This is a genomic window from Microbacterium sp. NPDC058342, from assembly GCF_042723935.1.
In the GTDB taxonomy this organism is placed as follows: Bacteria; Actinomycetota; Actinomycetes; order Actinomycetales; family Microbacteriaceae; genus Microbacterium.
In genome coordinates this window covers 469,467-482,631 of the sequence record NZ_JBHXID010000001.1, presented here as the reverse complement: position 1 = coordinate 482,631, position 13,165 = coordinate 469,467, and the positions used below count along the sequence as shown (strand labels likewise).

General features: G+C 70.1%; 11 protein-coding genes. 5 read left to right on the top strand and 6 right to left on the bottom strand.

The window, feature by feature from the left end; genetic code table 11:
* The first annotated feature begins 1 nt into the window (after window position 1).
* The 3 genes from ACFWHT_RS02095 to ACFWHT_RS02085 all read left to right on the top strand — a co-directional run bounded on the left by ACFWHT_RS02095 (window position 2) and on the right by ACFWHT_RS02085 (window position 2,938).
* Window positions 2–781 carry an amino acid ABC transporter ATP-binding protein gene (locus ACFWHT_RS02095; RefSeq protein WP_378825017.1) on the top strand — a complete coding sequence of 260 codons (780 nt, stop codon included), beginning with the start codon at window positions 2–4 and terminating at the stop codon, window positions 779–781.
* Between the two features lie 47 nt (window positions 782–828).
* A complete protein-coding gene (locus tag ACFWHT_RS02090; RefSeq protein WP_378825015.1) occupies window positions 829–1,092 on the top strand; it encodes a glutaredoxin family protein in 264 nt (87 codons plus the stop codon).
* Between the two features lie 73 nt (window positions 1,093–1,165).
* Complete coding sequence (locus tag ACFWHT_RS02085) at window positions 1,166–2,938, top strand: aldehyde dehydrogenase family protein (protein WP_378825013.1); 1,773 nt, start codon at window positions 1,166–1,168, stop codon at window positions 2,936–2,938.
* Between the two features lie 21 nt (window positions 2,939–2,959).
* Here the strand turns inward: ACFWHT_RS02085 and pip are convergent, their stop codons facing one another.
* The gene (gene pip / locus ACFWHT_RS02080; protein ID WP_378825011.1) at window positions 2,960–3,925 is read right to left on the bottom strand and encodes a prolyl aminopeptidase; all 966 of its coding nucleotides are present in this window, start codon (window positions 3,923–3,925) and stop codon (window positions 2,960–2,962) included.
* 85 nt (window positions 3,926–4,010) lie between these two features.
* Entirely contained in the window at window positions 4,011–4,886 is an 876-nt protein-coding gene (locus ACFWHT_RS02075) for a neutral zinc metallopeptidase (RefSeq protein WP_378825009.1), read from the bottom strand.
* Between the two features lie 52 nt (window positions 4,887–4,938).
* Here ACFWHT_RS02075 and ACFWHT_RS02070 point away from each other — a divergent pair, with 52 nt between their 5' ends.
* Complete coding sequence (locus ACFWHT_RS02070) at window positions 4,939–5,928, top strand: malate dehydrogenase (RefSeq protein ID WP_378825007.1); 990 nt, start codon at window positions 4,939–4,941, stop codon at window positions 5,926–5,928.
* Window positions 5,929–5,994: 66 nt separating this feature from the next.
* The gene (locus ACFWHT_RS02065) at window positions 5,995–6,453 is read left to right on the top strand and encodes a recombinase family protein (protein ID WP_378825005.1); all 459 of its coding nucleotides are present in this window, start codon (window positions 5,995–5,997) and stop codon (window positions 6,451–6,453) included.
* Between the two features lie 5 nt (window positions 6,454–6,458).
* Here ACFWHT_RS02065 and ACFWHT_RS02060 read toward each other — a convergent pair whose 3' ends face one another.
* From ACFWHT_RS02060 to eccCa, 4 genes are all read right to left on the bottom strand, one after another.
* Window positions 6,459–8,225, bottom strand: coding sequence for a WXG100 family type VII secretion target (locus tag ACFWHT_RS02060; protein WP_378825003.1), 1,767 nt, complete (start codon window positions 8,223–8,225; stop codon window positions 6,459–6,461).
* Window positions 8,226–8,358: 133 nt separating this feature from the next.
* Complete coding sequence (locus tag ACFWHT_RS02055; protein WP_378825001.1) at window positions 8,359–8,628, bottom strand: WXG100 family type VII secretion target; 270 nt, start codon at window positions 8,626–8,628, stop codon at window positions 8,359–8,361.
* Window positions 8,629–8,666: 38 nt separating this feature from the next.
* On the bottom strand, window positions 8,667–8,978 hold the full coding sequence (locus tag ACFWHT_RS02050; protein WP_378825000.1) for a WXG100 family type VII secretion target: 312 nt from the start codon (window positions 8,976–8,978) through the stop codon (window positions 8,667–8,669).
* A gap of 162 nt (window positions 8,979–9,140) precedes the next feature.
* Window positions 9,141–13,142 (bottom strand): type VII secretion protein EccCa, encoded by a 4,002-nt coding sequence (gene eccCa / locus ACFWHT_RS02045; RefSeq protein WP_378824997.1) that lies wholly within the window; start codon window positions 13,140–13,142, stop codon window positions 9,141–9,143.
* Between the last annotated feature and the right edge of the window lie 23 nt (window positions 13,143–13,165).

The following is a 13,165-nucleotide window of genomic DNA, read 5'->3' as shown; positions in this document are numbered from 1 at the left end:
CATGACGAACAGCGAACCGACCTACACCCGCCCCGTCGCCACGACGTCGGGACCTCCGATCGAGGTGCGCGAGCTGCACAAGTCCTTCGGGAAGAACCACGTGCTCACCGGCATCGACCTGACCGTCACCAACGGCGAGGTCATCGCGGTGATCGGCCCGTCCGGCTCGGGCAAATCCACACTGCTGCGCTGCCTGAACCGTCTCGAGGAGGTCACCAGCGGCGAGGTGCTGATCCTCGGCGAGAACATCGCCACGGCGAAGGGGAAGAACCTGGATGCCGTGCGCCAGCGCGTGGGCATGGTGTTCCAGCACTTCAACCTGTTCCCGCACATGACCGCGGTGGAGAACGTGGCGCTCGCGCCGATCGAGCTGAGGATGCTCAGCAAGACCGAGGCGCGGAAACGCGCCGTCGAGCTGCTCACCCGGGTCGGGCTGGCGGACAAGGCGGATGCCCGGCCGGCATCCCTCTCCGGCGGCCAGAAGCAGCGCGTCGCGATCGCGCGCGCGCTGGCCATGAGTCCCGGGATCATGCTCTTCGACGAGGCGACCAGCGCGCTGGACCCGGAGATGGTGGGCGAGGTGCTGCAGGTGATCCGCGACCTCGCGGCATCGGGCATGACGATGGTGCTGGTCACCCACGAGATGGGCTTCGCCCGCGAGGTCGCCGACCGCGTCGTGTTCATGGCCGACGGCAAGGTCGTCGAGTCCGGTCCGCCCGCCGACATCTTCGACAATCCGCAGGAGGCCCGCACGCAGGACTTCCTCTCGAAGGTGCTCTGAGGCACCGCGGCGGCGCCGGGCATCCGGAGCGGTCGTAGGCTGGAGACATGACCGCTCCTGCCTCCGACACCATCACCATGTTCGGCGCCGCCTGGTGCATCGACTGCCGTCGCACCAAGAAGCAGCTCGACGAACTCGGCGTCGAATACACGTACGTCGACCTGGTCGCAGACCCCGCCGCCGCGGATGTGGCGAAGGAGATCTCCGGGCGCACCAACATCCCGGTGGTCGTCTACCCGGATGCCAGCCACCACGTGGAGCCCTCGAACGCCGATGTCGAGGCCAAGCTGCGCGAGCTCTCCCTGATCTGACCGCGCGGTCGCCCGACCGTGGAACCGGGTCCCGAGAGCATCTAGGCTGGGTGCCACCCCGGAGGAGACGACGATGACTCAGGATGCCCCCGTGCAGACGGCGAAGAAGGATGCCGCAGCATCCGCTCCCCCTGCGCTGACGGACGACGAGCGCGAAGCGCTCGACGTCGACATCGCCCTGCTGCAGCAGGGCTCGCGCACCTGGTCGAGCCTCACCGTCGCGCAGCGCGTGACGCTGCTGCGTGCGCTGCGCGCGAGCGTGGCGGCGACGATCGAGGACTGGGCGACGACCGCCGCCGACTCCAAGGGGCTGCGCGGCAACCATCCGCTGCGCGGCGAGGAGTGGCTGAGCGGCCCGTACTCGGTGCTCGGCGCCCTCGACGCCTACGCCGACACGCTGACCCGGCTCGCCGAGGGGCGCAGCGCGCTCAGCGGCGTCGGCATCGGCCGGGCACCCGGCGGGCGGACCCGCATCGATGCCTTCCCGCTGACCGGGATCGACAGGTTTCTGCTCTCGGGCTTCAGCGGCGAGGTGTGGCTGCAGCCGGGCATCACCCCGCGCACCGCGCGGAGCACTGCCGGCCTGGCACAGCTGACTCCTGCGGCATCCGGTGGCGTCGGCCTGGTGCTGGGGGCCGGGAACATCACCTCGATCCCCGTGCTCGATGTCATCTACGAGCTGCTGGCGCACAACCGCGTGGCTCTGCTGAAGGTCAACCCCACGCAGGACCCGATGGTGCCCGTGTACGAGCGCGCGCTCGCGCCGCTCATCGAGCCGGGCTTGCTGCGCATCGTGCGCGGCGGACCGGCCGTCGGCGCCTACCTGACCGGCCATCGCGATCTCGTGCACGTGCACATCACGGGCTCCGCCGCGACGTTCGACGCCATCGTCTGGGGCTCCGGACCGGCCGCCGCACGACGGCGCCGCGAGAACCGCCCGCAGCTGAAGAAGCCGATCACCGCAGAGCTCGGCGGGGTGTCGCCGATCATCGTCGTGCCGGGCGAGTGGACCGATGCCGACATCACCTACCAGGCCGAGCACATCGCCACCATGCGCCTGCAGAACTGCGGGCACAACTGCATCGCCGGGCAGGTGGTGATCCTGTCGTCCGACTGGCCGCAGGCCGCGCAGTTCCGCGCCGCTCTGCGTCGCGCCTACGCGGGTGCCCCGGAGCGACCGATCTGGTACCCGGGCTCGCCCGACCGCATGCGGCGGGCGGGCGAGGACTACCCGGATGCCCTGGTGCTCGCCGACCGGCTGCTGGTCGAGGTCGGCGATGGACAGGACGCCACGGCCCTGCAGACCACGGAGTACTTCGCCCCGGTGCTGGGTGTGGTCGAGGTGGCGGGCACCGGACAGGCCTTCCTCGACGCCGCCGTGGCGCACGCCAACGACCAGCTGCAGGGCACGCTCGGTGGCAACGTGATCATCGATCCGGTCACCGAGCGATCGCTGGGCAGCGGCTTCGAACGCGCGATCGCCGCACTGCGCTACGGGTCGATCGCGATCAACGGCTGGACGGCGTTCGGCTTCATCACACCCACGCTCACCTGGGGCGCGTTTCCGGGCAGCACCGTCGACGATGTCGGCAGCGGGATCGGCGTGGTGCACAACGCGCTGCTGGTCGACGGGGTCGAGCGCTCCGTGGTGCGCGGGCCGTTCCGCCCGTTCCCCCGCTCGCTGCCGTTGGTCAACGGCGGTGGCCGGTTCACGATCCTTCCCAAGCCGCCCTGGTTCGTCTCCTCGCGCACCGGCGCCGCCGTCAGCGCCGGGCTGACCCGCTTCCGCGCCCGTGGCGGGGTGCTCGGCCTGATCCGCACGCTCCTGCAGGCGCTGCGCGCCTGATCGCTCGGAACCGAGCGGGGTTCAGCGCTGCGCGAAGCGGTCGGTCGCGGCGCGCAGCGCGCGGGCGATACCGGGCTCGGCCGCCGAGTGCCCGGCGTCGTCGACGACCACCAGCTGGGCCTCGGGCCACGCGGTGTGCAGATCCCAGGCCGTCATCATCGGCGTGCAGACGTCGTAGCGCCCCTGCACGATCACCGCGGGGATGTCGCGGATGACGCCGACACCGTCGATGAGCTGCCCCTCCTCCAGCCAGCCCCTGTTGAGGAAGTAGTGGTTCTCGATGCGCGCGAACGCCGTCGCGTGCGTGGCATCCGTCGCCCCGGCGACGAGCTTCGGGTCGGGTCGCAGCGTGACGGTCGACGCCTCCCACTTCGTCCACGCGACCGCGGCGGGCACGTGCACCTCGGGATCGGTGTCGAAGAGACGCCGATGATACGCCTCGATCATCCGGCTCCGCTCGACGGGCGGGATGACCGCCTCGTAGTCCGCCCACAGGTCGGGGAACAGGGCCGCGGCGCCGCCCTCGTAGAACCACTCCAGCTCGTGGCGGCGCAGCGTGAAGATGCCTCGAAGCACGAGCTCGCTGACGGCATCCGGATGCGACTGCGCGTACGCCAGGGCGAGCGTGCTCCCCCACGAGCCCCCGAACACCTGCCACTTCTGGATGCCGAGGTTCTTGCGCAGCAGTTCCATGTCGGCCACCAGGTGCCAGGTGGTGTTGAAGCGCAGGTCGGCGGCCGGGTCGCTGGCATGCGGAGTGCTGCGCCCGCATCCGCGCTGGTCGAAGAGCACGATGCGGTAGATCTCCGGGTCGAAGAAGCGCCGCTGCCAGGGCGAGGTGCCGCCTCCGGGGCCTCCGTGCAGGAACACGACGGGCTTGCCGTCGGGATTCCCGCTCTGCTCCCAGTAGATGCGGTTGCCGTCGCCGACGAGCAGATCGCCCGTATCGTACGGCTCTATCGGCGGATACAGTCCGTCCGGTTCCATGTGCTCTCCTCCCCCGAGGACCCGCAGTTCGGGCCTTCTCACCGTATCCCGGAAGGGATATGCGGCGAGGGAGAACCGCCCGGGCTTACAGTTTCACGCCGGCTGCGAAGGTGTCGCAGACGCCGAGACCGTTCTTGTAGCCGTTGGCGAACCAGAACTGGCGCTGTTTGCTCGTGCCGTGGGTGAAGCTCTCGGGGCTCACGAATCCGCCCGACTGCTGCTGGATGTGGTCGTCGCCGACGGTGTAGGCGGCGTTCACCGCATCGGCCAGCTGCGCCTCGGTGGGGGTCTCGATGTACCGGACGCCGTTGTCGTCCTCCAGCTCGGCGACGTCGCCGAGCCACGCTCCCGCATAACAGTCGGCCTGCAGCTCGATGCGAACGCCGTTGCTGGAAGGCCCCGTGCCGTTGTTCGGATGCTCGTCCATCACGCCCGTGATGTTCTGGATGTGGTGCCCCCACTCGTGCCCGACGATGTACAGCTGGGCGAGTTCTCCGGCCGAGGCGCCGAACTGCTGCCGCATGAGCTGGAAGAAGTCCGGGTCGATGTACACGCCCTGCTCCGGCGGGCAGTAGAACGGGCCGACGGCGTTGGACGCGGTGCCGCACTGGGTGGCGGTCTGACCGTCGACGACCGTCATCGTCGGAGCGGCGTAGCCGTCGACGTGCTGCTCCCAGTAGTCGTTGAGCACGACCTCGGCGCCCGCCATGCGGCAGTCGTCGTTCGCGTTGGCGTCCTCACCCGTCTTGCACTCGGCGAGCGTGTTCTCGCCGCTCGACGCCGGCGGGTTCTCGCCGCCCGGCGCTCCCCCGACCAGCCCGGTGAGATCCGGCCCGCCCAGCATCGCCACGACCAGGGCGACGAGACCGAGCACGCCCACGCCGCCGCCGGCGATGGCGGCGGTGCGTCCTCGGCGACGGGTGGTGTTGCCGGAGATGTCGGCATCCGGGTTGAAGGTCATGCAGAAAAGGTACCCCGCGCGCCGGCCGTGCGCATCGACGTAGGCTCGGATCATGGCGACGACGATCACGATCACGGGAGCCGGCGGACAGATCGGATACGCCCTGCTGTTCCGCATCGCGGCAGGGGACATGCTCGGGGCGGATGAGCCGGTGCGCCTGCGACTGCTCGAGATCCCGCAGGGACTCGGCGCGGCCGAGGGCGCCGCACTCGAGCTGCAGGACGGCGCGTTCCCGCTCCTCGAACACGTGGAGGTCACCGATGACGCCGCCACCGGTTTCGAGGGCGCGAACATCGCCCTGCTCGTCGGGGCCCGCCCGCGCGGGCCGGGCATGGAGCGGGCCGACCTCCTGGCCGCGAACGCCGGCATCTTCGGGCCCCAGGGCGCGGCGATCGCGGCGCGAGCCGCCTCTGACATCCGCGTGACCGTCGTCGGCAACCCCGCGAACACGAACGCCCTGATCGCCGCATCCGCCGCCGAGGGAGTCCCCGCGGAGCGGTTCACGGCACTGACGCGCCTCGACGAGAACCGGGCGCGCGCGCAGCTCGCACAGACACTCGGGGCGTCGGTCTCGGACATCCGCCGCGTGCCGATCTGGGGCAACCACTCCGCGACGCAGTTCCCCGACACCTCTCATGCGACTGTGGCCGGCGCTCCTGTCGGTGCGCTGCTCGTCGACCGCGTGGGCGACGTGCGCCGCTGGCAGGAGGACACGTTCATCCCGCGTGTGGCCAAGCGTGGGGCCGAGATCATCGAGGTGCGCGGGTCGTCCTCCGTGGCCTCCGCGGCGAGCGCCACGATCGACCACGTGCGCGACTGGGTGCAGGGCACCGACGACTGGACCAGCGCCGGAGTGATCTCGCACGGCGAGTACGGTGTGCCCGAGGGGCTGATCTCGTCGTTCCCCGTGCGGTCCGTGGCCGGTCGGTGGAGCATCGTCGAGGGGCTCGAGATCGACGACTGGGCGCGGGCGCGGGTGGATGCGTCGGTGGCCGAGCTGGTCGAGGAGCGCGAGGCGGTGCGGGCGCTCGGGATGCTGTGAGCGCCGGCGCCCTCGAGGGCGCATTCCGCCCGGCGACTCGGGCAGAATGGAACCGGAGGTAGGACCATGAGCGAGGCGAAGAATCCCCCGGAGATCGGTGCGCAGGCGACGCCGCTCACCAGCCCGCTGCATCTTCCTCACGCCGCGGCCACCTGCCCGACCTGTCTGGCGAACGACGCGCACGACTGGTGGTCGGCACGGCCAGAGGGCACCCGACTGGTGGGCCTCGTGGTGGCGCGCGAGGGGATGCCGTCGGTCACGCAGCAGCGTGAGGACCTGACCCGATTCGGCGTGCCGATCGAGGGATTCCGGCATCCGGCACCCGAGATCCTCGAGAGCTGGGGCGATCGCCTGGCGCGCCTGATCGACACGCTGCGCAGCGGAGACGTGCTCGTGGTGGCCAACGTGCACGCGCTGGGTCGTGACCGCGACGAGGAGACCCGCACCGTCGCCGAGCTGCGCCGGCGCGGCATCATGGTGAAGGTGCTCGGGCACCAAGCCCGGCACCTCACCGACGCCGGCTGAGCGGCTCAGCCGCCCAGGCGCTGCCCGATCCTCATCTGACGCTCGCGCGAGCGGTCGTCGGTCACCTCGATGCTGCGCGCCGTGGCCCTGAGGTTCTGCGCCGCGCGGTCGGACATCTCCGCGCCCGTGCGCAGCCGATCTCCGGCGGCGTCGACGAGCGCGCTGAGACGTGACGCGAGGACGTTCCCTGCGGGCACCCTCCCGAACATCGCGCCGGAGACGCGTGCGCCCCCGATGGCCGTCGACTGCGCGTCGATCGCGTCGGAGACCGCGAAGAGCTCACCGCCCGCCGCCACGATCGACTGCGGGTCCGCCTCGACCTCGCCGCTCGTCAGGCCCAGCTCGGACAGCGGCGTACGGGTCATCTGCGCGCTCAGCCAGAGCGCCTCGTCGTCGTCCAGCGTCCCCCAGTCCAGGCCGCCGGCGTTGTCGGAACTGTAGTGCTCGGCACCGGATTCGTAGGTGGTGACGATCTTGCCGTCGACCAGGGCGATGCCCTCGGCCATGTTCGGCAGATCGGTGCGGGAGACCTCGTCCCCGTCGCGCGTGGCGAGCACCAGGGCACCGGGGGCGTCGCGTCCCCACGAGGTGGAGTAGATGAACTGGCCGTTGTCGGCGACGACGACGCCCTGGGCCTCCGGCGGCGTGATGATCGGATGCCGGGTCGCCGCTGCGAGCCCGCCCTCGTCGCCCAGCCTGTTCTCGTCGATCTCGTACAGCCGGCCAGGGCCCTCGCTCTTCTTGGTGAAGTCGCCGACGTACACCGTGTTCGGATCGCCCTCCTTCACCGCCACGTAGGCGCTCGCGCCCCGAGGCAGCTCGTGCGGTCCCTCGATCGGCTGGATGACCTCGGACGGCTGCAGGTCGCCGTCCTGCTCGATCGGGTGGCCGCGCCTCATGAGATCGGCCTTGGAGTAGACGAAGAGCTGAGGCGGATCGCCGTCCTTGCCGGCGGAGGTGACGTACACCTTGTCACCGCTGATCGCGACGCCGCCTGCGTGGATCGGGGTGGAGTAGTCGCTGTCGCCGCCGCCGAGATAGACGTGCGCGCTCTCCTCGCCCGTCGCGTTGTCGATCACCGAGATGGCGGACGGCCCGCTCCCCTTGCCGTCGTCGTTGTCCTTGTCGTAGTACACCTGCAGCAGGTTGTCGGTGTCGTCGTCGTAGGCGAGGCCCTGCGGCACCAGGTTGCGTGAATCGCCGGTGGCGTAGGTGTTCGGGATCAGCGGTCCCAGGTCGCGTCCGTCCTCGGTCAGCCAGTCCTCGGTGTCGCGGCGTCCGTCTTCGATCCATTCGCGCATGTCGTCGTCGAGCGCGTCGAGGTCGACCGGATCCTCTGTGGTGAAAGATGCCAGCGCCATCAGGTCCTGCCCGTACCCCTCTCGGAGCGCACGGAACTGGATGTTGATGAGGTTGCGGAACAGCTTCTCCATGGGCTCCGGCAATCCTGCCGGGCGCCTCTGCCACATCCACAGGATCTCGTCGGCGACCTCGCGCATGGCTTCGTAGGTCTTCGCGCCGCTCTCGATGAGCGTGCCGAGCAGGCCGATGCGTGCCCGCATGACGACGAGGCCGCCGCTCAGGCCGCCGATGCGGCCTTGGAAGGCGACCGCCGCGTCTCCGCTCCAGTGCGGTCGGCGGGCGGCCGTTCCCAGGGAATCCCACGCGTCGTCGAGTCCGTCGAGCACCTCGGCGAGGACGGCTCCCGCGGAGCGCAGGCCCGCCGGGTCACCGGAGACGAGCTCGGCGTGAACGGCCTCGGGATCCGTCATGGGTTCTCCTGGTCTGTGGCACGGGCGCGCCGCGGCGTCGCGCCCGGGAAGACGAGACCGGCCGCCGCACCCGATTGCTCGGGTGCGGCGGCCGGCGACGTGCAACCGCCGTCTCTGGCGGTGCGGGAGCTGGTTACCAGCGCCCCTCGTTCTTCTTCTCGTTGGCGTGACCGTCGGCAGAGTCCTGGATGACCTGCTTTCCGATCTCGGCGAGAAGCTGCTTCATCTCGGTCAGGGCAGCGTTCCACTGCGCCTTCGCGCGGGTGTAGGCCTCGGAGGCGGAACCCGTCCAGTCAGCCTGCAGCGGCTTGAGGGCGTTCTCCATCTCGGTCAGCTTGGTCTCGATGTTGTTCGCACCCGAGCCGAGGTCGGTACCCGCCATCTCGACGGTACCGAAATCCATCTTGTATCCACCGGTCATGATCTCTCTCCCCTCCGGTCTCAGCCGAGACGGCCCATGAACTTGTTCTGCGCCTGTGCCGACGTGTCGTCGGTGGCGGAGTATGCCGACTGCGAGTCGATCAGGTTCTGCTCGAACTGGTCGAGCGCGTTCGTGATCTTTCGCGACTTGTCCTGCCAAGCCTGGAACGTCTGCTGGAAGGCAGACGAGCCCTGGCCCTGCCATGCCGCGCCGATTCCGGACAGCTTGCCCTGGATCGCGTTCAGCTCGGCGACGATGGACGCCTTCGACTGGTTGACGATGCTGGCGCCACGCTGAAGGGCACCATCCGCTGCGGAGACTCCTCCGGTCACGGTCACCTCCTGGATCTGAGGGCTGGTCTGCCCTGAATGCTTTCAGCCCTGAGGGCCGTGACGCCGATGCCCGGCGACAAGTAACACCTTACGGATTCGGGATGGGGATGCCTATGGGTAGCTCTGCCCACGCAGACGTCCCCATGCCCTCACGCCGCTCGGCTAGAGCTGCGACGACGGCGCGAAGGCGAGCTGCATGATCTGCAGGCCGCGCTCGCGCGTGACCACCTTGGCCCGGCCGGGGACCGCCAGGGACGCCTTGACGTTGCCGATCAGCTGGCCCTCGTCGGGGCTTCCCGACAACAGGATCCCGGGGGAGGCGAGGTCCCGCAGGGTCTGCATCACCGGCTCGAAGGTGGCGCGTGAGGCGCCACCGGAGCGACGGGTCAGCGTGAGGTGCAGCCCGACGTCGGTCGCCTGGGCGAGCAGCGGCTGCAGCACCCCGATCGGGTTGCCGGACTGCGTGTTCACGAGGTCGTAGTCGTCGACGAGGATGAAGACCTCGGCACCGGTCCACCAGGATCTGTCGCGCAGCTGCTGGGGCGTGACGTCGGGACCGGGGAGGCGGCTGCGCAGATACTCGGTGAGACCCGCGAGCTCCTCGGTCGCCTGCTGAGCGGTCGTGTAATAGCCGGCGAGGTAGTCGTCGGGGATCTCCGACAGCAGCGCACGACGGTAGTCGACGACGAAGAACTGCGCCTCTTTCGGCGACATGGTGCGCATGATCTCCCGGGAGAAGCCGCGCAGGAAGCTCGACTTGCCCGACTGGCTGTCGCCGAACAGGAACAGGTGCGGGTTGCGCCTGACATCGAAGGCGGTGGGCGCGAGCTCCGCCTCGTCGACGCCGAGCAGCACCTGCTTCTCGAGCGGCGTCCCCGCCGCGCGGGAGCGCAGCTCCGAGAGCTCGAGCATCTCGGGGAGCAGGCGCAGCTTCGGTCCCCGCGGGCCCTTCCAGGCCGCGTTCACACGATCGATCAGATCCTCGACGCCCTCGCTCAGCGTGTTCGGATCGCCCGACCCGTCCACGCGCGGCAGAGCCGTGAGCATGTGGTGCTTCGAGGGCGCGAGGCCGCGGCCCGGTCGCCCCTGCGGCACGTTGACGGCCACCTTGCGGTCGATCTCGGAGTCGCTGGTGTCGCCGAGGCGCAGCTCCAGCTTCGAGCCGAACGTGTCGCGGATCGCGGTGCGGAAGTCCATCCAGCGCGTGGTCGTGACGATCAGGTGCACACCGAACGTGAGCGCCCGGCCGGCCAGAGACTGGATCTCGAACTCCATCTCGTCGAACTCGGCCCGGATGGTCGGCCAGCCGTCGATGACCAGGAACACGTCGCCGTATCCGTCATCCGCCCTGCCCTGGGCGCGCAGGCGCCGGTACGTCTCGATCGAGTCGATGCCGTTGGCGGTGAAGTACCGCTCGCGGGCGTTCACGATCCCCACGACCTCCTGGAACATCCGCCGGAGCACGTCGGGCTGGTTCCGGCCGGCGACTCCCGCGACGTGCGCCATCTTGCCGAACGGCACGAAGGTGCCACCGCCGAAGTCCATCACGTAGAACTGCACCTCGACGGGCGTGTGCGTCAGGGCGATGCCGGTCAGCACGCTGCGCGCCAGGGTGCTCTTGCCGCTGCGGGCACCGCCGACGATCGCCAGGTGGCCGCCGGCGCCGAGCAGGCTCATGACCAGGCTGTCGCGGCGCTGCTCGAGCGGACGGTCCACGATGCCCAGCGGGAGGGTGAGCGGCCCCGCCTGGCGCCACCGAGGCGAGATCAGCCCGAGCTGCGGGTCCTCGACGAGGTCGCCGAGCAGCTCGTCGAAGGTGGGCGGAACGTCGAGCGGCGGCAGCCACACCTGGTGCGCGGGCATGCTCCGTCCCTTCATCAGGGACACCGCGATGTCGAAGGTCACGCGCTTCTCTGCGGGTTCGCTGCTCTGCACCTCGAGCGCGGGCGCCGGCTCGTCGGGCGTCTCCTGCAGCACGACCGGCGCCGCCGTGAACGTCCTGGCCTCGATGGCGCGGATCGGCTGGTCGAGCTCGGGGGCGTCGGGCGACGCTCCTGAGCGGCGCCGACGCGTCTTCGGCGGGGCGGAGACGTATGCGGCGCGGAACTGCGTCAGCGTCTCGGCATCCGACTTCAGGATGCCGTGACCGCCGCCGCCGGGAAGGGTGAAGGCGTCGGGAACCCCGATGACCGCGCGCGAATCCGCACCCGAGAACGTCTTCAGGCCGATTCGGTACGACAGGTGCGAGTCGAGTCCTCGCAGTTTGCCCTCCTCCAGGCGCTGCGTCGACAGCAGCAGGTGCACCTGAAGGGAGCGGCCGAGACGACCGATCGCGACGAACAGCTCGGTGAAGTCGGGTTTGGCCGCCAGCAGCTCCGAGAACTCGTCGGCGACGATGAGCAGCGCGGGCAGCGGTTTGAGGTCGGTGCGCCCGCCCTTGCGGGCGGCCTCGTAGTCGGTGACGTTGGCGAAGTTGCCGGCGTCGCGCAGCAGTTCCTGCCGCCGGGTCATCTCGCCCTGGATGGCGTCCTGCATGCGGTCGACCAGCGTCAGGTCGTCGCCGAGGTTCGTGATCACGGCCGAGACGTGCGGCATGTCGGCCATGCCCGCGAACGTCGCCCCGCCCTTGAAGTCGATCAGCACGAAGTTCAGCGCCTCGGAGGAGTGCGTCATCGCGAGCGAGAGCACCAGGGTGCGCAGCACCTCGGACTTTCCCGAACCGGTGGCGCCGATGAGCATGCCGTGCGGGCCCATGCCCTGCTGGGCGGATTCCTTGATGTCGAGGATCATCGGCTGTCCCGTGGCGGTCAGTCCGATGGGCACGCGGAGCCTGTCGCGAGCGGAGCGCGGCTTCCAGGCGACTTCCGGGTCGAAGTCGCGCACGTCGGGCAGCCCCAGCAGATCGGTCAGCTCCGCCGAGATCGTACGGGGTCCGCCGCCGCCCGCCTCGTCGTCCTCGACCGACTCGACGAGCCCGGTGAGGCGACGCGCCACGGCCTCGGCCGACGCGATGCCCAGGAAGTCCGGGGTGCCGTGCACGGCGCCCGCGCCGCGACGGGCGACGATGAGCTGGGAGCCCTCGTCGGCCTTGTCGTCGATGACCAGGCGGATCGTGTACGGGTCGGCGAGCTCGCCCCACTCGCGGGGGATGTCGATGACGGTGACGCCGTCGACGCCGCCCTCTTCGCGCAGCGGATGCCCGGGGGGCAGCTCCGCGCCGTCGGTGATCACGACGAGGTGCGGGACCGCGCCGCCGCCCTGGCCGCTGACCGGACCGCGCGAGCGGGTGTCGACGACGAGCCCTTCGATGTCGGACCAGGACGTGCCGATGCGGCGAGCGCCGCCGACGGCATCGGTGACGGTGTCGGACTGGGCGTGCGGGAGCCACTTCATCCACTCCCAGTAGGGAAGATCGGCGTGCGTGGCGATCACCGCGACCTGCAGGTCCTCAGGGGCGGCGAACGTGGCCAGGTGCGCGACGACGGCGCGCACGAGCCCTCGCGCACGCACGGTCTCGCCGGCGACCTCGAGTCGCGCACAGGTGCCGATGTCGAGCGCGAACGGCAGGTCGGGCACCTGGTCGTGGGTGAGCACGAAGCGGTGAGCCGCCGACGCACTGACGGGGTCGAGCTGCGCCAGAGCCGGGATGGGCGCCTCGTCGAGGGTCATGGCCAGGGGCTGGGTGGCCGTGCCCACGCGCGCCATGAGGAAGCCCCGGTCGCTGACCGCACGCTCCCACACCCGGGAGCCCTCCTCGACGATGAACGGCAGCGTCTCGGGCATCGGGAGCATCCACTCCTCGTACCTGCGCTGGCGGGAGGCGACCTCGCGCACGGCATCCCGCGTCTCGGCGAGGTAAGCGAGGTACTCGCGGCGGGTGTTCTCGACGTTCGTCGAGTGCTGCGACTTCTGGCGCCACATCTGCCCGCCCACCATGGACAGCGCCATGAACAGGAACATCCCGCCCATGATGTAGGTGCGCGTGGAGTCGCCGCCCTGCGAGAGCGAGAGCACCGCCACCGAGCCGAGGCTGCCGACCATCGGCAGGGCCATCATCAACGTGTTCGAGGTGCCCTCGGGTTTGGGGAGCTCGGGGGCCTGCTGCAGGGTGAGTTGCCCGCCTGCCGGGGGTTTCGGTGCACGGCGGATGCTGGTGTTGCTCACGACTGGCCCTCCTCGAGTCGGAT

Bases quoted from the DNA above. Each gene is read 5' to 3' on its own strand.
- ACFWHT_RS02055 (WP_378825001.1), bottom strand. From the start codon at position 8,628: ATGGATTTCGGTACCGTCGAGATGGCGGGTACCGACCTCGGCTCGGGT.
- ACFWHT_RS02070 (WP_378825007.1), top strand. From the start codon at position 4,939: ATGGCGACGACGATCACGATCACGGGAGCCGGCGGACAGATCGGATAC.
- ACFWHT_RS02090 (WP_378825015.1), top strand. From the start codon at position 829: ATGACCGCTCCTGCCTCCGACACCATCACCATGTTCGGCGCCGCCTGG.
- ACFWHT_RS02075 (WP_378825009.1), bottom strand. From the start codon at position 4,886: ATGACCTTCAACCCGGATGCCGACATCTCCGGCAACACCACCCGTCGC.
- ACFWHT_RS02060 (WP_378825003.1), bottom strand. From the start codon at position 8,225: ATGACGGATCCCGAGGCCGTTCACGCCGAGCTCGTCTCCGGTGACCCG.
- ACFWHT_RS02095 (WP_378825017.1), top strand. From the start codon at position 2: ATGACGAACAGCGAACCGACCTACACCCGCCCCGTCGCCACGACGTCG.
- pip (WP_378825011.1), bottom strand. From the start codon at position 3,925: ATGGAACCGGACGGACTGTATCCGCCGATAGAGCCGTACGATACGGGC.
- ACFWHT_RS02065 (WP_378825005.1), top strand. From the start codon at position 5,995: ATGAGCGAGGCGAAGAATCCCCCGGAGATCGGTGCGCAGGCGACGCCG.
- ACFWHT_RS02085 (WP_378825013.1), top strand. From the start codon at position 1,166: ATGACTCAGGATGCCCCCGTGCAGACGGCGAAGAAGGATGCCGCAGCA.